Here is an 18,831-nt window from a genome sequence, read left to right as displayed (position 1 = left end):
TATGAGGTTATGTATGCTTCTTTATTCCAGCCCTAAATCTTCACTTGTGACTCCTCCGGCTCCATCCATTCCTTCAGAATTCCCGTCGTTCTCCGGGGGCGGCGCAGCGATATCCGGATTATCGGCAGGCTGTTCTTCTGCCTGGATAGCGTTTCCGTTTTCGTCTGTCTCCGGTTCAGTTTCTATCACGTTTCCATTTTCGTCCGTCTCCGGCTCTGTTTCTATCACGTTTCCATTTTCGTCCGTCTCTGGCTCCTGTGTCTCCACCTGCCGTCCGATTTCGGCTTCTTCTCTTGTAATCCCGATGTTATTCAGCTCCTCGTCTGTTACTTCCTCTGTCGGATAAATATTCAGATACGGCAGGATTTCCTGCAGGATTTTTCGTGCGATGATATGGGCATATCCGCCGGTAGACTGGTCAGCCACATTCGGCTCATCCACAACTACATAAATAACCACCTGCGGATCATCTATTGGAACGCATCCGATGAAAGAAACCAGATATTTCCCTTCCCACCGCTTTCCTGTCTCCGGATTAATCTTTTCTGCCGTTCCTGTTTTTCCGCCTACCCGGTAGCCCGGAACTTTCGCCTTTCTTCCCGTACCTTCCCGCACTCCTGCCTCCAGTGCTTCCCTGAGTATCGAAGATGTCCTGGCTGAAATCGGCTGGAGCATCAGCAGCGGTTCCACACTTTTCGCCACTCCTCCATTTGCATCCAACACCTGCCTTACCAAATGCGGCTGATAATAGTAACCGCCGTTTACAACTGCTGAAAATGCTGCAAACTCCTGTACCATCGTACATGTAAATCCCTGTCCAAAACTGTTTGTAGCTAGCTCTACCTCATGCATCCCTTCCCTTGTATAAACATTCCCTGTGCTTTCGTTCGGAAGGTCTATTCCCGTAACACGCCCAAAATTGAACAGCCTCTGGTATTTGCAGAAATTTTCGACTCCCAGCCGAAACCCTATTTCCATCAACGCATCGTTACAGGAATTCTTAATAGCGTCAATCACAGTTTCTTCCCCATGTCCATAGATATTGTCGCACTTGATTTTCCAGTCTGCAACCTGTCTTCCGCCGTCACAGATAAACATTTCATCTCCGGTAAGCGCTCCTGTTTCCAACGCGGAAGATACCGTAATTGGTTTAAACGTAGAACCGGGTTCAAATGCATCTGACACACAGAAGTTGCTCCACATCTCATTCATAATCTGAGAACGGAACTCGTTCCTCTCCTTTTCAACCTTTTGCTCAGCAGTCAACTTTTTTCCGGTTTCTGCATCTGTTTCTGCGGCTGCTTCCGTCTCCGTTTCTGTTGTCTGTCCTTCCGATTCTGCTTTTTCCCTCTCTTCTGCCTTTTTTTCTTCTTCTGCCCTCTTCTTCTCAACCCTCTGATCTATTTCTGCCTCAAGTTCTTCCTTTGTATACAGCCTGCTCATATCCTGCGGATTATTCAAATCAAATCCATGATTACTGGCCATCGCATAAATTTCACCCGTATTCGGGTTACCTACGATAACCCCCGTATTCTTACTGCCCTTTCCCTCCAATTCCCCGGACGTATCTGACACATACTCTTCATCAAATTCCTGAATATACTTTTCCACGATTTCCTGAATATTCACATCCAGGGTAGTGACAATCGTATTTCCATGTTCCGGTTCAATTACTGTGCGTTTCAGCTCTGAGTCTTCGTTCAAATATCCGTACTCCCTGCCGTTGACACCGTTCAGTACATCAGAATAATATGCCTCTAGTCCACAAATACCGTCATTCGCATTATTAGAAAAACCTATGACATTGCTTGCCATTGTATTCATCGGATACTTCCGTATATAATACTCCTCAAACCAGACCCCCTGGATTTTCTGCCTTTTTTCGATTTCTTCCTTCGACAGCCCCGAATTTTCTCCTGGTGATGCATACTCCTCAAAGGCTTTCTTTTTTTCAAGAGTAATCCCCCGCGCCAAAACCTGGTACTGGCTTGTTTTCGTGTTCTCATCTGTCAGCCGCTTTCTGATATCCGCCTCGTCCAGTTCAAAAATCTCCACCAGTGCATGAACCGTGGGTTCCAGAAACCCTTTTCCGTTATTTAGTTCCAGGCAGTCCATAACTACGTTATAGACTTTCTCACTCTGAGCCAGCACATTTCCGTTGGTATCCTGGATATCTCCCCGGCGGTAAGGAATCGCCCGGCTGTCATATTGCTGCTGGGACAGTACCTGCTTCGTATAAGTATCGCCGCTCTTTGCTGTAATAAGCGCAATCTTAATATTTAACCCTACTAAAATGAATAAAATAAATGCAAACAAAACCATCAGCTTTATCTGCATTTTTTTTGTAAATTTCCTATCTTTTCTCTTTTTTCTTCCTGCCACATTCTCACCTGCTACTCTATGGGGACATCATCATACTGGCGGACATAATCACTGTCCTGCACATCATATGTAATAATCTGTCCCTGATTTGCATATATCATCCCAAACTTGCTAATCGCAATATTCTTTACTTCATCTAGGTCCACGGAAGCCGCCGCTTTTTCATAAGCAGCATCATTCTCCATTTTAAGCTTGGAAATCTGGCTCTCCAGAGCTGCAATCCTCTTCCTGTAAGCTGTATTATCAGCCTGAGGCTGCAGATACCCTACGCACACAAAGACAGTAACTGCAGCTGCTATAAAAAGAAAAAATACATATTTCAAATTCAGCTGCAATGCCTTTTCACGGTTTCTGCTCGTCTTTTTGCTCACGGAAGGTCTTGCTTTCTCCTTCCTCCGCGGAATATTTTCCTCTCTCTCCGGAACCCGTACAACGTTTCCTTCTATATAAGAATCCATTCTGTAATTATAGTCTTTCTTGCTGTATCCTGCTTTTCTCCCCATTTTTTACCTCCCCGGTTCTTCTTCTGCCTCATCCTGCCTATGCCTCCAGGGGCGCTCTCCGCTCAAACACACGCAGCTTTGAACTCTTTGCCCGCTTATTCTCCTCCAGCTCCGCCACTCCCGGTACAATAGGCTTCCTGGTAACTACCCTGCCCTTCGATGCTCTCCCACATACACACACCGGAAAATTTTTCGGACATATGCACGGATTTTCATTCCTGCGGAAACTGTTTTTCACGATTCTATCCTCCAGGGAATGGAACGTAATCACACAGATGCGTCCATTTTCCCTCAGCAACTCTATCATACCGTCCAGAGAATTTTCCAGAACCTCCAGTTCCCTGTTCAGTTCAATCCGTATCGCCTGGAATGTTTTTTTGGCCGGGTGTCCGCCTACCGCCCGGATTTTCATCGGTATTGCCGCTTTTATTATTTGAATTAACTCCCCAGTCGTTTCAATTTCTTTGTTCTGCCTCGCACTCACAATGTGCTTTGCAATATTCTTCGCAAACTTGTCCTCTCCGTAATCCCGGATAATCCGGTATAATTCTGTCTCACTGTATCCGTTCACGATATCTCTTGCAGTCATCTCCTGACGCTGATCCATCCGCATATCAAGCGGAGCGTCCTCCCTGTAAGTGAAGCCGCGGTCTGCCGTATCCAGTTGGTAGGAGGATACTCCCAAATCCAAAACAATTCCATCTACTGCCGCAATCCCCATCGCGGCTAACTCTTTTCGCATATCGCAGTAATTGCTGCGTATGACTGTTACTTTATCTCCAAACTCCCCTAAGCGCTTTTTTGCAGCCTCGATAGCCGCCGCGTCCTGGTCAATCCCTATCAGGCGTCCTTTATCAGACAGTCTCCTGCATATTTCATAAGAATGACCGCCGCCGCCCAGCGTTCCATCCACATAGATTCCATCCGGCCGGATATCCAGCGCCTCTATTGTCTCATCCAATAAGACAGATTTGTGTTCAAATCCCATACTTTCCTCCCCAGGTTATATGCCTAAACCTAAATCCGTCATCTGCTCTGCGATATCATCCATATCGTCGTAAGAACTGTTCTCGATCCATTTAGACTTACTCCAGATCTCAATCCGATTCAGCATGCCGGCAAGCACTACATCTTTTTCCAGACAAGCAAATCCCCTCAGCGTCTGCGGCAAGAGAACCCTCCCCTGCTTGTCCAACTCACACGGTGTAGCGCCCGATACAAAGAAACGTGAGAACTGCCTTGCGCTCTTGTTTGTAAGCGGTAATTTTTCCAGCTTTTCTTCAAAAGCAGCCCATCTGTCATTTGGGAACACAAACAGACAGCCGTCTAACCCTTTCGTGACTACAAATTCGTCGCCCAGTTCCTCGCGGAATCTGGAAGGGATGATTAGCCTGCCTTTGGTATCAATACTATGATTGTATTCTCCCATAAACATAACGACTCACCTGCTTTTGGGAAGATGCCCCCATTTGGCTCCACCTTCCTCCACTTTTCACCACTTATGTTACTATCATAGCATACTTTTCACAAAAAACAAGGAAAACTTTGCAAAATTATGCTGTCTCCGGGCACATAAAAAACAGGACGAACTCCCCTTTGGAGCCCGCCCTGTTTTTTATATTACATTTATTCATTTGTAAGTCCAATATACTCCGCAATCAAGGCATCTACCAAAAGGCTTTGTTGATATGCCTCATCTGCCTTCTTATCTTTTACCATCTGATTCAGGCTTGTACGCTCTTTTTCAATCCTTATCTTCAAATCTTCAATTCTTTTCACATTCATCACCTGTGCTTTCCACTATCTTTGCTTTTCTTCGTTTTACAGTGATTATAGCCGCTGAAACAACTACCAACACGACTGCCAGCACCTGCGAGACTGGTATTTCAGTTCCCGGAATCCAAAGCTGGTCAGTACGCAGTCCTTCAATCCAGGCACGCCCCAGCCCATATCCCAGCAGATACAGACAAAATACTTCTCCGTCGAACTTCTTGCGCTTTGTGTAAACTGCCAAAAGTACAAGAACCATGAGATTCCAAAGGGATTCATAAAGAAAGGTCGGATGTACCTGAATATACTGCACACCGCCGGCTGTCCTCAGATTCTCCATCATCTCTGGCGTCACATCCCAGGAATATACCGCGTCCAGCGGAAGCTGCATGGCAAACAAATTATCTGTATATCCCCCGAAAGCCTCTCTGTTAAAGAAATTGCCCCATCGCCCTATAATCTGCCCCAAAACCAGCCCCACACTCGCCGTATCTGCAAGCTGCAGAAATTTCTGCTTTTTCATCCTGGCAAACATATAGACTGCCACAGCCCCTCCAATCACACCGCCGTAAATCGCCAGGCCGCCATGTCGCAAATTAAAGATTTCCAGAAGGTTATTTTTATAATTCTCCCATGCAAAAACCACATAGTAAGCTCTCGCCCCAATCAGTGCACAGAAAATTGCCAGCATCCCCATATCGAAATACAGATCCGGATTCTGTCCTGTCTTTTTCGCTGTGCGCATAGCAATCCACAGCCCCGCAAGCATCGCGGCAGCAATCGTAATTCCATAAAAAGCGATTTCAAATCCGAAGATACTGATACTTTTCCCTACATTCTCAAGATAAATCCCCAAATGCGGGAAGTTAATATTTTTATTCATGCTTTATCCCGCCTTTATACATTGAATCTGAATAAGATAACATCCCCATCCTTTACCACATAGTCTTTTCCTTCCAAACCTACCAGCCCTTTTTCCTTCGCCGCGGAATACGCGCCGCAGTCCAAAAGATCCTGGTAATTCACCACCTCCGCACGGATAAACCCCCGCTCAAAATCTGAGTGTATTTTCCCTGCCGCCTGGGGCGCTTTCGTACCTTTTTGAATCGTCCATGCCCGTGTTTCTGTCTCGCCCGCCGTTAGATAACTAATTAACCCAAGCAGACTATAACTTGCTTTTATCAGCTTTTCAAGCCCGGACTCCTCCAGCCCCAAATCCTCCAGAAACATCTTCTTCTCATCTTCTTCCAGCTCGGCAATTTCCTGCTCAATCTGAGCGCAAATAACAAAAACTTCGCTCCTGTTCTCCGCTGCAAATCCACGTACCTGCTGTACATACGAATTTGATATTCCGTCGTCTGCCAAATCTCCTTCCTGCACATTTGCCGCAAAAATTACCGGCTTACCGGTCAGCAGATTATATGTAGGAAGCCATGCCTCCTCCTCTTCATCTTCTGTCTCAAAATTAATTGCCATCTTTCCTTCCTCCAGCCACTCCTTCAGCCGGTTCAGAAAGTTCAGCTCTTTCGCAAGGGTTTTGTCATTTCTCGCACCCCTTGCAGTCTTCGCAGCCCTCCTCTCCAGAATCTCAATATCCGAGAAAATCAACTCCAGATTGATTGTTTCTATGTCCCGCATAGGATTAATGCTTCCATCTACATGAATAATATTTGTATCCTCAAAACAACGTACCACATGAACAATAGCGTCCACTTCCCGGATATTAGCCAGGAACTGGTTTCCGAGCCCTTCACCTTTCGATGCGCCTTTGACAAGCCCTGCAATGTCCACGAACTCAATAACTGCCGGAGTCACCTTTGCAGAATTATATAAGTCCGCAAGCTGCTGCAGCCTTCCATCCGGTACGGCAACAACGCCTACATTGGGGTCAATCGTGCAAAACGGATAATTTGCCGATTCTGCTCCCGCTTTTGTCAAAGAATTAAATAATGTACTTTTTCCCACATTGGGTAATCCTACGATTCCTAATTTCATTTGTAATTTCCTTTCCGGTATTGAAAAATCATCTTGCCTGGCGCTTCCTGCGTCTTTCATCTAAAGACAAAAATACATCTGTCAGCGCTCGTTTCCCATTTCCTTAACTTTCCTGCATTTCTTTTTTTCGTTAATCAGTGTATCACAGAAACCGACAAAAAATCAACCCTTTCGCCGGGGAACTCATCGACAGGGTTCGCCACAAACTGCACTATCCCGACTTTCTGCGACAACAAGCAGCCCTTTTCGAAAAAAAATCTCCGCTTTTTCTCCTTTTATCTCATTACTGACCCCCATAGGATTATCTCCTGCCAGCTCATAGTCTACAAGCGGATATTTAAACCCTGTCAGCGTCAGACCCTCTACCTGTCCTCCCAGCGCAAACAAAGATACATACTGACCGATGAGTTCCTGCCTCGAAAGTATCAGCGGTTTATCAATCACCCGTATCCTGTTCCACGGATCTGCGAGAAAGCAGGGAATCCCTTTTCTTTCCGGAATCGCCAGTACTCTGATATTCGACAAAAGATGATCCACCCGGCTTCCGGTGCCTCCAAGAATATAAATTTCATCACTTTTAAGTTCTATCGCCAATTCTACCGCAATCTGCGTATCTGTCTCATCTTTTTCCGAGGGATACGTATAGACAGGCACCTGAACATTCTCTTTAAAATATTCCAAATCCCCTTCCGTCGAGGAATCAAAGTCCCCTACAATATGCGTGGGTATCTTCCCTGCTTTCCGCAGAAAATGGATTCCCCTATCCGCCCCAATCAAAAAACTATATGCTTTCTCGTTTAAAAAAGAAAGAGCGAAATCAAAATCGATATCGCCCCCGCTGACAATTATTGACCTTTTCATCTATATTTCCTCATCAAATCCACAAATTCCGCCGTCCGCCGGGCGGGTTCCCCTCCGAACACAGCCGAACCTGCCACCAGAATATCTGCCCCGGCTTCCAGGACCTCTTCTGCGGTAGAAAGATTAATCCCTCCGTCCACTTCTATCCTTGTGTCCAGCCCGCGCTCCTCAATCATTTTCCGCATCTGCCTGATTTTCTGCGTACAGTAAGGAATATATTTCTGCCCTCCAAACCCCGGGTTTACAGACATCAGAAGCACCATATCTACTTTCTCCAGAACATAATCTAAAACGCCAAGACCTGTCGCCGGATTCAGCGCCACTCCTGCCTTCTTCCCAAGACTGTGAATAAACTCCACTGTGCGATCCAAATGAAGACACGCCTCTGCGTGAACCGTAATAATATCCGCGCCGCATGCTGCAAAATCCCCTATGTACCTGTCCGGCTCCGAAATCATCAAATGCACATCAAATACCTTGTCCGTGACGTCCCGAACCGCTTTGATTACAGGCATTCCAAAAGATATACTGGGAACAAAAATACCGTCCATCACATCGATGTGGATATACTGTGCGCCTGCATCCACAACCGCTGCAATCTCTTCACCCAGCTTTTTAAAATCCGCCGATAAAATTGAAGGCGCTAATATTTTCATCTTCCATACCTCCTTTTCTCTTTCAATTCTCCGTAAAGCTCCAGATAGCTGTCATATCTGTCCCGGCTGAAACGCCCGGCTTCCAGCGCCTGCTTTACCCCACAGTCCGGCTCATGGATGTGCATACAGCCCCCGAACCGGCAAAACGGCTCATATTCCATAAATTCCGGAAAAAAATCTTTTAGTTCTTCCTTCTCCATCCCTTCCAGATAGAGCGAACTAAATCCCGGCGTATCCATAATATAGGTGCCTGAAGCCACAGCAATCAATTCTGAATGACGGGTCGTGTGCTTCCCCCTGTCTATCTTCTCGCTGATTTTCCCTGTCTCCATCCGGGCCTCCGGCTGCAGAATGTTAATCAAAGACGATTTACCCACACCGGAAGGTCCGGCCACCGCGGTAGTCTTTCCGCTCAGAAGTGCACGGAGCCTATCCAGGCCCTCTTCCGTATGCGCGCTCAAAAAAAGCAGACGGCAGCCGCTTTTTCCATAAATCTCTTCCAACCGTTCCTGTTCTTCCAAAGAAGCCAAATCTTTTTTGTTAAAACAGATAACCGTATCTGTCTGCTGCCGCTGCATCATAATCAGAAACCTATCCAGAAGCCCAAGATTTGGCTGCGGCTTACACATAGCAAAAATCACCAGCGCCTGGTCTACATTTGCTACCTCCGGACGCACCAGTTGGTTCTTACGCGGAAGCATTTGAATGATATTTCCCTTTTTCCCTGTTTCATCCAGTACATCCAGTTCCACATCGTCCCCCACTAATGGTTTCCTTTTATCTTTCCTGAAAATTCCTTTTGCTTTACACTCATAAATTCCGGATTCTGCTACATGAACGTAGTAGAATCCGGCAATTCCTTTCACTATCTTACCATACATCTATTCGACATCCCTCATCGTTCCTGCACATTCAGTCCAAAGGACGGAACGTGATATTGTCATAGCGTATTGTTGTATTCTTACCATCATCATATGTGATAACCACATATCCTGTCCCTGTACTTCCCGATTCGCTCTCCCATTCCAGAAGATATGGGAATTCTACAGGTTCATTATCCACGATTGTCGTTGTCTTTCCGTCCTGCTCAATGGTAATCTTTACCTTCTCGCCATTATAAGCCTTGGGAAGCCCTTCCGGCAAATCCATCTTCACCTTGCAGGCATATGCCGCTTCAGCTGTTCCCGCGCCGGAATCATGATCCGGCAAATCTCCGATGCTCACTTCCAGCTCAATCGTTCCGCCCGCTGCCATCTCTGTCCCTTCGCTCACGCTCTGGCGCATAATCTGCCCTTCCGGATATTCAGAACTGTAACTCTCTATAATCTTTACATAAAGGCCAAGCCCCTCCAGGATTTCCCTGGCTTTCTCTGCAGTCTCACCGAGAACGGAAGGAACCTCTACCATTTCGTCTCCTTCTTCCGTCTGCGGCCCTTTGCTGATTACCACAACGGCTTTATCCCCTCCTCTGACAGATGTTCCCGATTCCGGTCTGGTAGACACTACCTTTCCCTCCTCCACTTCACTGTCATAGGCATAATCTGTATCTACCTGCAGCCCCAAAGCCCTAAGCTCCTGCTGTGCCTCTGTCAGGGACTTCCCTGATACATCCGGCATAGGTACTGTCTCTTCACCTTTACTGATATATACCACAACTTCCGTATTTACCGCTACATCTTCTCCAGCCTCCGGGCTCTGTTCCATAACTTCACCCTCACCATACTTTGACGACTCTTTTTCTCCGCCAAATTTAAGTCCCAGCCCAAACCCGTTCAGCTCATCCAGCGCCTCTGCACGCGTCATACCTTTCACATCCGGCACCTTCACGGTTTCCGCGCTGTTCACTGTCTCGGACTCTGTAGAAACCTCCGTTCCTTTTTTCTTTCCGCCTGTCAGGAATCCTATATCAATAAAGCCTGCCGCGCTCCCCACCAGTGTCAGGAAAATAGCCAGAATCAAGATTCCAATAACAATGCTCCCCACTGTCAGGAACTTTTCTGCCTTTTTATTTACACCGCTGTTATCCTCATCCATATCCTGATGGTAGCCGCCCTGCCTGTGCCTGCCTCCGTAAGCCTCACCTCCCGGATAATCCCCGTCCGGCTTCTGTCCATAGTACGTATGCCCGCTTTCCTGATAGACTCCTCGTCCCGGCTCATTCTCAGGCGTATCATCTGCTTTCACAGCTTTTCCGCTTTTAATCTGCTCCAGCTCTTCTTTCGATACCACTATCGTCTGCGCATGGGTCGCCAGCGGTGCAATCTGCACAAAATCCCCGTCCGGATTCACCAGAGATTCCTTCAAATCCCGGATAAGCTCCGCCATATCGTCATAACGCCTGTCCGGACTTTTCTGTGTACATTTATAGATAATCTGTACGATGCTTTTCGGCAAATCCGGCACATATTTCCGCGGAGACTGCATTTCTTCCTGAAGATGCTTAATAGCAATCGCCACCGTAGTATCCCCATCAAAAGGCACATGCCCGGTAAGCATCTCATACATAGTGATACCCAGCGAATAAATATCACTCTTATAATCGCTGTATCCGCCCCGAGCCTGCTCCGGAGAACTGTAGTGGACAGACCCCATCACGTTAGAATTAATCGTATTCGAGGACGCAGCCCGGGCAATCCCGAAGTCTGCCACCTTTACTTTCCCATCTGTAGAAATAATAATATTCTGAGGCTTCACATCCCGATGTACGATACTGTTATGGTGGGCTGCCTCCAGCCCCATAGATACCTGGATTGCAATGCTTGTCGCTTCACGCACCGCCAGCCGTCCCTTTTTCTCTATATACTCTTTCAGCGTGATGCCCTCTACCAGCTCCATCACGATAAACTGCACTCCATTATCGTCTCCTACATCATAGACATTTACGATATTCGGATGCGCCAGTCCTGCCGCAGACTGGGCTTCTACACGGAATTTCGAAATAAACGCACTGTCTGCGCGAAACTCCGGTTTCAATACCTTCACTGCCACAAAGCGATTCAATTTATGGTCTTTCGCTTTGTATACATCCGCCATGCCTCCGGCGCCTATCCTGTTTATAATTTCATAACGCTCCTGAACAAACATTCCTTCTTTTAACATCCTTCCACCTCACATGCCAACGGCTCGATTAACACTACCGCGATATTATCCCTTCCGCCATTCTGATTGGCACGCCCAATCAGCTGCAGCGCAATCTCTGGCAGGTCATGGCTGCCTGTCCTGATGATTTCTTTTATCTCCTCGTCCTCAAGCATATTGCTGAGTCCGTCAGAACACATCAGCACAGTATCGTCCTTTTCCAGCTTCATGTCAAAAAAGTCAATTGACACCCTGCTCCTCACTCCGACTGCCCGGGTAATAATGTTTTTATCCGGATGGTTCCTTGCCTGCTCTCTGTTAATCTCTCCCATCCGTACCATCTCTTCCACAAGAGAATGGTCTCGTGTAATCTGCTGTATTTCATCCCTAATCAGATAAAGGCGGCTGTCTCCCACATTCGCCACATATATGTAGTTCTCCACGACTGTCGCCACTACCACTGTAGTTCCCATCCCGGCAAGATTCTCATCCGAATTTGCTTTCTCCAGTACTTTCATATTTGCCGTCTCAATCGCCATCCTGATAATCTTAATAGGATTCCTTTCTCTGTTTGCACGGATGCTTTTCTGAATGATTTCCACCGTGTATCTTGAGGCAAAGTCACCCGCCCTATGTCCGCCCATGCCGTCTGCCACCACAAACAGATTTGGAAGATTGCCCACCGGCTCCTCAGACGCATAGACGAAATCCTGATTCATCATCCTTTTTTGCCCTACATCTGTAACGCAGCACGATTTCATTCCTCTTCCTCTCTTTCTTTTCGTACCATATTATGAACTTCTGTCATCCATATATCTCTTTCTAAGCTGTCCGCAGGCACCGTCAATGTCCCTGCCCATTTCCCTTCTTATAGTAACATTATTTCCGTATTTTTCAAGTTTATTTTTAAAATCCGCGATAACTTTCTTCCCTGACTGCACAAAATCCCGCTCTTTTATAGGGTTTACAGGAATCAGGTTCACATGGCAGTTCATACCCTCCAGCAGCTCCGCCAGCGATTCCGCATCTTCTGTACTGTCATTTATCCCGCCGACCAGGCTATACTCAAACGTCGTCCTCCTGCCTGTTTTCTCAAAATAATACCTGCATGCTTCCAGAACCTCACCCAGCTCATATCTGCATGCGATAGGCATCAGTTTCTTCCGCTTTTCCTGACCGGATGCATGAAGCGATAACGCCAGAGTAATCTGCAGCCCCTCTCCCGCCAGCTCCCGCATCTTCGGGACAATCCCACAGGTAGACAGGGTAATGTTCCGCTGACTGATATTCAGCCCCTGCCCATCGCTCAGCATACGGATGAATTTCACCACATTCTCATAATTGTCCAACGGTTCCCCTGTCCCCATAAGCACTAAATTCGAAACCCGCTCCCCTGAAATCTTCTGGATGCGGTATACTTCGTCGAGCATTTCTGAGACCGTCAGCTGCCTGGTCAGACCTCCGAGGGTTGAAGCACAAAAACGGCATCCCATACGGCATCCCACCTGGGTAGATATGCACACTGAGTTTCCATGCTTATATTTCATCAGCACACTTTCCACCACATTGCCGTCTGCCAGGCGGAACAAATACTTTTGCGTTCCATCTATCCGTGAAGTCAGCACCTCTGCCGGAACCAGGCAAGTATAACTGCAGATAGCAGACAGCCTGTCCCGAAGGCTTTTCGGCAGGTTCGTCATCTCATCAAACCCGTTTGCCAGCTTCTCATGTATCCATTGATACACCTGTTTTGCACGGAAAGATTTCTCTCCCAGACTTTCAAAAAAATTCTGCAGTTCTGCATAGTCCAGTGATTTTATATCTATCTTTTCCATCAATCAATCCTCTTTAGGCGGGCAATAAAAAATCCGTCCGATTCATTCACCCCCGGCAAAAGCTGTAAATATCCCGCTTTCGTAGTCTTTCCTTTTAATTCATCGCAAAGATAAGGCTCAATGCTTTCCAGCCGGAACGGATAATTTTCCAGGAACCATTTCACATTGTACTGATTCTCAGCCGCTGCTATGGTGCATGTACTATAAATCAGTACCCCCCCCTTTTTCACATATGCCTGTACCGTATCCAGGATTTTCCTTTGGAGCTTTACAATCTCTGTCTGCTTTGCAGGAGTCATCTTATATTTAATATCTGCTTTCTTTCCCATAACTCCCAGCCCGGAACAGGGAACATCGGCAATCAGGATATCCGCTTTCTCAACGGATTCCGCGTCAAACACCGTTGCGTCCATCAGCACGGCAGACATATTGATATTCCCTATGCGCTCTATATTCTCCTGCATGAGCTTTACCTTATAGTCTGTCACATCCCGAGCCTCCACGTACCCGCTGCCCCTCAGCATATCCGCCAGATGCAGGCTCTTTCCGCCCGGCGCCGCGCACACATCGATACAATAGCTGCCCCATCCGGGCGCCGCGATTTCTGCTGCCAGCATGGAACTGACGTCCTGCACCTGGAGCCATCCTTTCTTAAATGCTTCCACGGCTTTTATATAATTATAACCTCCGATATCCAGCGCATATTTCAGATAGGGATTCTCTTTGACCGTAATCCCCTGTGCCTTTAAACTCTCTACAATCTCCTCTTTTGACGCCTTGTCCAGATTGCAGCGAACAGAAGTCATTTTCTCCTGATGAGTATCAAGGCAGATTTTTTCCACCGTATCAAAATCATAAACTTCCAGCCACTCTTTCAAAATCCACTCTGGCATAGAATACGTAATAGAAAGGTACTCCAGCGGCTGGGATTCTGCCTGAGGATATACCACCTTATCCATATTGCGTGCTACGCTCCGCAGCACGCCGTTCACAAATCCTTTCAGGCTGAAGAATCCTTTTCTCTGCGCCAGCTTCACCCCTTCATTGCAGACCGCCGAATCTGGAACGCTGTCCATAAATTTGAGCTGGTACACTGACATCCGCAGAATTGTACGGATTGCAGGCTTCATGTTGGCCACGCTGACTGTAGAAAACCGCTCAATAATATAATCAATCAATATGAGATTCTCCAGGGTTCCTTCCGACACCCTGGAAATAAAAGCCCGGTCCCTTTTATCCAGGTACTGGTATTTCTCCAATACCTCCTGGAGCACAATATGGCTGTACTGTTCCTCTTCGAGAATTTCCATCAGAGCCGCCAGTATAATCTCCCGTATATTTACCACATCAGTCATTACGCCGTCTTCCTCCTGCTAAAACAAGCAGCCTCAAAAGCTGCAATACCGAGGCCGCAAGGCTTGCCACATAAGTCAGCGCTGCGGCAGTCAGAACTTTCTTTACCCCTGAATTCTCCGTATGCCCCAGCACCCCTGTGTCCTCCAGCAGCCTTACCGCCCGCCGGGACGCGTTCAGCTCCACTGGAAGCGTCACCAGCTGGAACACAACTGCCAGGCCAAACAGGATAATTCCCACTGTCGTCAACATCGGCAAAGAAGCAATCATTCCTATAAAGAATACAGGCCACGCCAGAGACGAACCGATATTTGCCGCCGGAACCAGTGTGCTCCGGAGAACAAGCGGAGCATAACGCTTCTGGTGCTGGATAGCATGGCCGCACTCATGAGCGGCTACCCCCACTGCCGCCACTGAAGCAGAATTATACGTTGAATCCGACAAGCGCAGCGTCTTACTTCTGGGATCATAGTGATCCGTCAGGTTCCCCGCCACATGGGAAATATTTACATCATAAATCCCCGCGCTGTGTAAAATGCGTGAAGCCGCCTGCGCCCCGGTCATTCCCGACATACTCCGCACTTTTGAATATTTCGCAAACGTCCCTTTCACCAGTGCGGAAGCCAGCAGGGAAAGAGCCAGGCCGATAAGCACAAAAATCATCGTAGGATCATAAAACATTCCCATACCGTACCGGAATCCGCCATAATAATAACCATAACTTAAGAACATAGCCGTGTCCCCTCCTCAATCTGATAGCCCCGCAGGAATGCTCCGGCATCCATGCGTTTCTTTCCTTCCAGCTGCAGTTCCCGAACCGCAAGCACTCCTCTGCCCGTCTGGATATACAGGCCGTCTTTTCCTGCAGCCGTTACAGTTCCCGGCGCTTCTCTTGTATCTTCCGTCAGGACATCCGCCTGCCATATCTTTAATGTTCTCCCATTCAGATGCGTATATGCACTTGGCCACGGATTCAGCCCGCGCACCAGCCGCTCGATTTCTGCCGCGCTCTTCTTCCAGTCAATCAGTCCCATATCCTTTTTCAGCATCTGCGCATAAGCAGTTGGCGACTCTCCCTGTTTCTTTGGCACTGCCGTCCCGGCCTCCAGCGCGTCCAAAGTCTCAAGCAGCAACTCTGCCCCCGCGTCGCTCAATTTCTCAAACAGGCTCCCTCCAGTCTCTTTTTCCTCCAGCGGAATCACTGCTTTCAGCAGCATATCCCCGGTATCCAGCCCTTCGTCCATCTGCATCGTCGTCACGCCTGATTCCTTTTCCCCATCGATAACTGCCCACTGTACAGGAGCCGCCCCCCGGTATTTCGGCAGCAGCGAGCCATGAACATTGATACAGCCATATTTCTTCATTTCCAGAATTTCTTTCGGAATCAGCTGTCCAAAAGCCACTACTACTATTACATCTGCTTCTATGCCCCGCAAAGTTTCAAGAGCCTCGCTGTCTCTTACACGTCTCGGCTGGAATACCGGAATTCCCGCTTCCAGCGCTACTTCCTTTACCGGTGTGGGACTCAGGGCTTTTCCTCTTCCTTTCGGCTTATCCGGCTGAGTCACCACCCCCGTCACCTCATGTCCTGAAGAAATCAGACGTTTCAATGTCTGCACTGCAAAGTCCGGTGTTCCCATAAAAATCACTTTCATTCTGTCACTCCTCTTCTTCTGGCTCCTGTGCCTCTGCATCAAGCAGTTCCCCTTCTACATGCTCCACATACATAACTCCATCCAGATGCTCGCACTCATGGCAGATGCACCGTGCCAGCAGCCCTTCTCCTTCCAGTATGAACGGTTCCATATTTTCGTCCAACGCTTCACATTTTACATAATTCGGCCTGGTCACCTCACCCATCTTTCCCGGAAGGCTTAGACATGCTTCCCTTCCATGCTGTTCCCCAGCAGTTTCCAGAATCCTGGGATTAATCAGCAGATACGGATCATCGCCTGTGACATCTATCACTACAATGCGTTTCAGCACGCCCACCTGGGGAGCGGCCAGCCCTACGCCTGAAGCCCCGTACATTGTCTCAAACATATCATCAATTAAGTCCCTGGTTCTGTCCGTCATTTCTTTCACTTCCCGGCACTTTTTTGCCAACACCTTATCTCCCATAATCCTGATTTCCCGAACTGCCATTTTTCTTTATCCTCCTTATACTCCCAGGCTTATTCCATGTCAAACAGGACATGGACTGTGCTATAGCCTTCATTCATCTCAATATATTGTTCCACCTTATGTTTTATCATAGTCAATATTTTGCGGTCATGGTACTTTAAATAAATCACTTTCCGGTAGATGTCATTGATTTTTGCCACCTGTTCGTCTACCGGCCCCATCACCTGCACCCGGCTTCTCTTTACCAGTACATCTATAAATTTTTTCAGATAATCCATCGCAAGCGCCAGATGCGCTTCGGACTCCGCCGCCCCATGAATAACCAGCATCCCGTCCACCGGCGGATATCCCGCCAGTTTCCGAAATAAAATCTCCTGCTCATAAAATCCCCTGTAATCCTGTGCAGCCGCCGCCCGGATGCTGTAGTTCTCCGGGTCATAAGTCTGTATAACGACCTGTCCCGGAAGGTTTCCCCGCCCCGCCCGGCCTGCCGCCTGTGTCAGAAGCTGGAAGGTCTTTTCCCCACAGCGGTAGTCATTCGCATGAAGCGACAAATCTGCCGCCAGCACGCCTGCCAGAGTCACTTTGGGAAAATCATGCCCTTTTACAATCATCTGCGTTCCTATCAGAATATCCGCATCCCCTGCCGCAAACTTTTCTAAAATTTTCTGATGCCCATGCTTTTCCCGTGTCGTATCCAAATCCATGCGCAGGATACGCGCCTCGGGAAATTCCTTCTGTACCAGTTCCTCTACCTGCTGGGTTCCCACACGAAATCCTCTCAGATAAACCGAACCACAGTCCGGGCACGTCTCCGGCTTCTTTGTCTCATATCCGCAATAGTGGCAAACAAGACGCCCATCCATATGCAGGGAAAGGGATACATCACAGTGGGGACATTTTATTGGCTGCCCGCAAGCCCTGCAGGACAGCACGCCGGAATATCCCCTGCGGTTCAGAAACAGCATCATCTGTTCTCCCCTCCCCAGCCGCTCTTCCATCCTGGCTTTCATGCTCCGGCTCAGAATAGAGCGGTTCCCAGCCTGCAGCTCTCTGCGCATATCCACAATCTCTACTTCAGGCATATGGCTTTCTTTCGCCCTTTTATCAATCGTAAACAGCATATATTCTCCTGTTTTCGCCCGATAATACGCATTCACAGATGGCGTCGCGGAACCAAGAACCACCTTTGCTCCCTCCATCTCTCCGCGCCGTATTGCCGTCTCCCGGGCATGATACCGGGGCGTTATCTCGCTCCGGTAACTGTCCTCATGCTCCTCATCTATGATAATAATGCCAAGGTTCTGGAACGGAGTAAACAGCGCAGAACGGGGACCTATCATCACATCGATCAGCCCTTCCCGCGCACGCTGGAACTGATCAAAACGTTCCCCTGCCGAAAGCCTGGAGTTCATGATGGAAATCCTCTCCCCAAATCTTCGGTAAAAACGCATGACCGTCTGATACGTCAAAGCTATTTCCGGAATCAAAACAATCGCCTGCTGCCGCTGACGGATAGCATGAGCAATCAGCTCCATATAAACCTCTGTCTTTCCGCACCCGGTCACCCCATGAATCAGGTAAACCTCTGTTTTCTTTTCCCACTCTCCAACAACCGCATCTACCACTGCCTGCTGTGCCTCATTTAGCTTTACCTGCCCTTCCCGGCTTTTCATACCCTGGACCGGATTCCTGTACACCGTACGTTTGACACATTCCAGAACGCCCTGTTCTTCCAGCAATTTCACCGCTGATGACGACACATTCAGTTTTCCACTAACAAACTCCATCGGAACCTCGCCGCCCCCCAGCAGCGCCTCCAGCAGCCGTGCCCTTGCCGTCTGGTGTTTCTTCCTATAAAATGCCAGCTTCTCTTCCGCCTCCGCTCTGCCCAGCAGCAGACGGACGCTTTTTTTTTCTTTTGGCTTTATCTTTTGTTTGACCGGAATCACCGTCTTCAACGCCTGAATCATCGTAGAACCATAATAATCCCGCATCCATCCCGCCAGCGCTATCAGACGGGATTCTACCGGACTGGCGTCCGTAACCGTTTCCAGAATTTCCTTCATCTTCTCAGGAGGATACTCCGCTTTGTCTGTAATCTCAATCACATAACCTTTCATCCTGCGGCTGCCCATCCCAAAAGGAACAGCCACCACCATGCCTACTTCCAAACTCTCCCGCATACTCTCCGGAATCCGGTACTGAAAACTGCGATCCAGCTTTTCATGGGAAATATCCACGATGATGTTTGCGTAAAGCTTCTCCATGCCG

General features: G+C 48.0%; 18 protein-coding genes. All 18 read right to left on the bottom strand.

Annotated features, from left to right (window positions below):
* Window positions 1–21: 21 nt before the first annotated feature.
* Window positions 22–2,382 carry a peptidoglycan D,D-transpeptidase FtsI family protein gene (locus NFR99_RS02260; protein ID WP_251352511.1) on the bottom strand — a complete coding sequence of 787 codons (2,361 nt, stop codon included), beginning with the start codon at window positions 2,380–2,382 and terminating at the stop codon, window positions 22–24.
* An 11-nt stretch (window positions 2,383–2,393) separates the two neighbouring features.
* On the bottom strand, window positions 2,394–2,885 hold the full coding sequence (locus NFR99_RS02255; RefSeq protein WP_135974425.1) for a cell division protein FtsL: 492 nt from the start codon (window positions 2,883–2,885) through the stop codon (window positions 2,394–2,396).
* Between the two features lie 37 nt (window positions 2,886–2,922).
* The gene (gene rsmH, locus NFR99_RS02250; RefSeq protein WP_251352509.1) at window positions 2,923–3,873 is read right to left on the bottom strand and encodes a 16S rRNA (cytosine(1402)-N(4))-methyltransferase RsmH; all 951 of its coding nucleotides are present in this window, start codon (window positions 3,871–3,873) and stop codon (window positions 2,923–2,925) included.
* Between the two features lie 15 nt (window positions 3,874–3,888).
* Window positions 3,889–4,320: a division/cell wall cluster transcriptional repressor MraZ gene (gene mraZ, locus NFR99_RS02245; protein WP_120482426.1), complete on the bottom strand. Its 432-nt coding sequence runs from the start codon at window positions 4,318–4,320 to the stop codon at window positions 3,889–3,891.
* Between the two features lie 191 nt (window positions 4,321–4,511).
* Entirely contained in the window at window positions 4,512–4,664 is a 153-nt protein-coding gene (locus tag NFR99_RS02240; RefSeq protein WP_160216366.1) for a hypothetical protein, read from the bottom strand.
* Complete coding sequence (gene lgt, locus NFR99_RS02235) at window positions 4,651–5,538, bottom strand: prolipoprotein diacylglyceryl transferase (protein WP_120482428.1); 888 nt, start codon at window positions 5,536–5,538, stop codon at window positions 4,651–4,653. Before lgt ends, NFR99_RS02240 begins: the two co-directional genes overlap by 14 nt.
* 14 nt (window positions 5,539–5,552) lie before the next feature.
* Window positions 5,553–6,650: a redox-regulated ATPase YchF gene (ychF, locus tag NFR99_RS02230; RefSeq protein WP_120482430.1), complete on the bottom strand. Its 1,098-nt coding sequence runs from the start codon at window positions 6,648–6,650 to the stop codon at window positions 5,553–5,555.
* Window positions 6,651–6,833: 183 nt separating this feature from the next.
* Window positions 6,834–7,511, bottom strand: a complete 678-nt coding sequence (locus NFR99_RS02225; RefSeq protein ID WP_251352508.1) for a thiamine diphosphokinase — start codon at window positions 7,509–7,511, stop codon at window positions 6,834–6,836.
* A complete protein-coding gene (rpe, locus tag NFR99_RS02220; protein WP_251352506.1) occupies window positions 7,508–8,167 on the bottom strand; it encodes a ribulose-phosphate 3-epimerase in 660 nt (219 codons plus the stop codon). The genes NFR99_RS02225 and rpe overlap by 4 nt, the downstream gene beginning before the upstream one ends.
* Complete coding sequence (gene rsgA / locus NFR99_RS02215; RefSeq protein WP_120482437.1) at window positions 8,164–9,048, bottom strand: ribosome small subunit-dependent GTPase A; 885 nt, start codon at window positions 9,046–9,048, stop codon at window positions 8,164–8,166. The genes rpe and rsgA overlap by 4 nt, the downstream gene beginning before the upstream one ends.
* Before the next feature lie 31 nt (window positions 9,049–9,079).
* On the bottom strand, window positions 9,080–11,266 hold the full coding sequence (gene pknB, locus NFR99_RS02210; RefSeq protein ID WP_251352504.1) for a Stk1 family PASTA domain-containing Ser/Thr kinase: 2,187 nt from the start codon (window positions 11,264–11,266) through the stop codon (window positions 9,080–9,082).
* Window positions 11,260–12,006, bottom strand: coding sequence for a Stp1/IreP family PP2C-type Ser/Thr phosphatase (locus NFR99_RS02205; protein ID WP_251352502.1), 747 nt, complete (start codon window positions 12,004–12,006; stop codon window positions 11,260–11,262). The genes pknB and NFR99_RS02205 overlap by 7 nt, the downstream gene beginning before the upstream one ends.
* Window positions 12,007–12,036: 30 nt before the next feature.
* On the bottom strand, window positions 12,037–13,080 hold the full coding sequence (gene rlmN / locus NFR99_RS02200; protein WP_251352500.1) for a dual-specificity RNA methyltransferase RlmN: 1,044 nt from the start codon (window positions 13,078–13,080) through the stop codon (window positions 12,037–12,039).
* Entirely contained in the window at window positions 13,080–14,435 is a 1,356-nt protein-coding gene (gene rsmB, locus NFR99_RS02195; protein ID WP_120482446.1) for a 16S rRNA (cytosine(967)-C(5))-methyltransferase RsmB, read from the bottom strand. Before rsmB ends, rlmN begins: the two co-directional genes overlap by 1 nt.
* Window positions 14,428–15,165, bottom strand: a complete 738-nt coding sequence (locus NFR99_RS02190) for a zinc metallopeptidase (protein WP_243126561.1) — start codon at window positions 15,163–15,165, stop codon at window positions 14,428–14,430. The genes rsmB and NFR99_RS02190 overlap by 8 nt, the downstream gene beginning before the upstream one ends.
* The gene (gene fmt / locus NFR99_RS02185; RefSeq protein WP_120482448.1) at window positions 15,156–16,088 is read right to left on the bottom strand and encodes a methionyl-tRNA formyltransferase; all 933 of its coding nucleotides are present in this window, start codon (window positions 16,086–16,088) and stop codon (window positions 15,156–15,158) included. Before fmt ends, NFR99_RS02190 begins: the two co-directional genes overlap by 10 nt.
* Before the next feature lie 4 nt (window positions 16,089–16,092).
* The gene (gene def, locus NFR99_RS02180; protein WP_120482450.1) at window positions 16,093–16,578 is read right to left on the bottom strand and encodes a peptide deformylase; all 486 of its coding nucleotides are present in this window, start codon (window positions 16,576–16,578) and stop codon (window positions 16,093–16,095) included.
* 29 nt (window positions 16,579–16,607) lie between these two features.
* Window positions 16,608–18,827, bottom strand: a complete 2,220-nt coding sequence (gene priA, locus NFR99_RS02175) for a replication restart helicase PriA (protein WP_251352493.1) — start codon at window positions 18,825–18,827, stop codon at window positions 16,608–16,610.
* Between the last annotated feature and the right edge of the window lie 4 nt (window positions 18,828–18,831).

Source organism: Hominisplanchenecus murintestinalis (genome assembly GCF_943193015.1).
GTDB classification, from domain to species: Bacteria; Bacillota; Clostridia; order Lachnospirales; family Lachnospiraceae; genus Hominisplanchenecus_A; species Hominisplanchenecus_A murintestinalis.
The sequence above is the reverse complement of the archived record's forward strand: the minus strand, read 5'-3'. Positions and strand labels throughout refer to the sequence as shown.

Excerpts from the sequence above, each read along its gene's own strand:
- NFR99_RS02255 (WP_135974425.1), bottom strand. The coding sequence starts at position 2,885 with ATGGGGAGAAAAGCAGGATACAGCAAGAAAGACTATAATTACAGAATG.
- rsmH (WP_251352509.1), bottom strand. The coding sequence starts at position 3,873 with ATGGGATTTGAACACAAATCTGTCTTATTGGATGAGACAATAGAGGCG.
- mraZ (WP_120482426.1), bottom strand. The coding sequence starts at position 4,320 with ATGTTTATGGGAGAATACAATCATAGTATTGATACCAAAGGCAGGCTA.
- lgt (WP_120482428.1), bottom strand. The coding sequence starts at position 5,538 with ATGAATAAAAATATTAACTTCCCGCATTTGGGGATTTATCTTGAGAAT.
- ychF (WP_120482430.1), bottom strand. The coding sequence starts at position 6,650 with ATGAAATTAGGAATCGTAGGATTACCCAATGTGGGAAAAAGTACATTA.
- NFR99_RS02225 (WP_251352508.1), bottom strand. The coding sequence starts at position 7,511 with ATGAAAAGGTCAATAATTGTCAGCGGGGGCGATATCGATTTTGATTTC.
- rpe (WP_251352506.1), bottom strand. The coding sequence starts at position 8,167 with ATGAAAATATTAGCGCCTTCAATTTTATCGGCGGATTTTAAAAAGCTG.
- rsgA (WP_120482437.1), bottom strand. The coding sequence starts at position 9,048 with ATGTATGGTAAGATAGTGAAAGGAATTGCCGGATTCTACTACGTTCAT.
- pknB (WP_251352504.1), bottom strand. The coding sequence starts at position 11,266 with ATGTTAAAAGAAGGAATGTTTGTTCAGGAGCGTTATGAAATTATAAAC.
- NFR99_RS02205 (WP_251352502.1), bottom strand. The coding sequence starts at position 12,006 with ATGAAATCGTGCTGCGTTACAGATGTAGGGCAAAAAAGGATGATGAAT.
- rlmN (WP_251352500.1), bottom strand. The coding sequence starts at position 13,080 with ATGGAAAAGATAGATATAAAATCACTGGACTATGCAGAACTGCAGAAT.
- rsmB (WP_120482446.1), bottom strand. The coding sequence starts at position 14,435 with ATGACTGATGTGGTAAATATACGGGAGATTATACTGGCGGCTCTGATG.
- NFR99_RS02190 (WP_243126561.1), bottom strand. The coding sequence starts at position 15,165 with ATGTTCTTAAGTTATGGTTATTATTATGGCGGATTCCGGTACGGTATG.
- fmt (WP_120482448.1), bottom strand. The coding sequence starts at position 16,088 with ATGAAAGTGATTTTTATGGGAACACCGGACTTTGCAGTGCAGACATTG.
- def (WP_120482450.1), bottom strand. The coding sequence starts at position 16,578 with ATGGCAGTTCGGGAAATCAGGATTATGGGAGATAAGGTGTTGGCAAAA.
- priA (WP_251352493.1), bottom strand. The coding sequence starts at position 18,827 with ATGGAGAAGCTTTACGCAAACATCATCGTGGATATTTCCCATGAAAAG.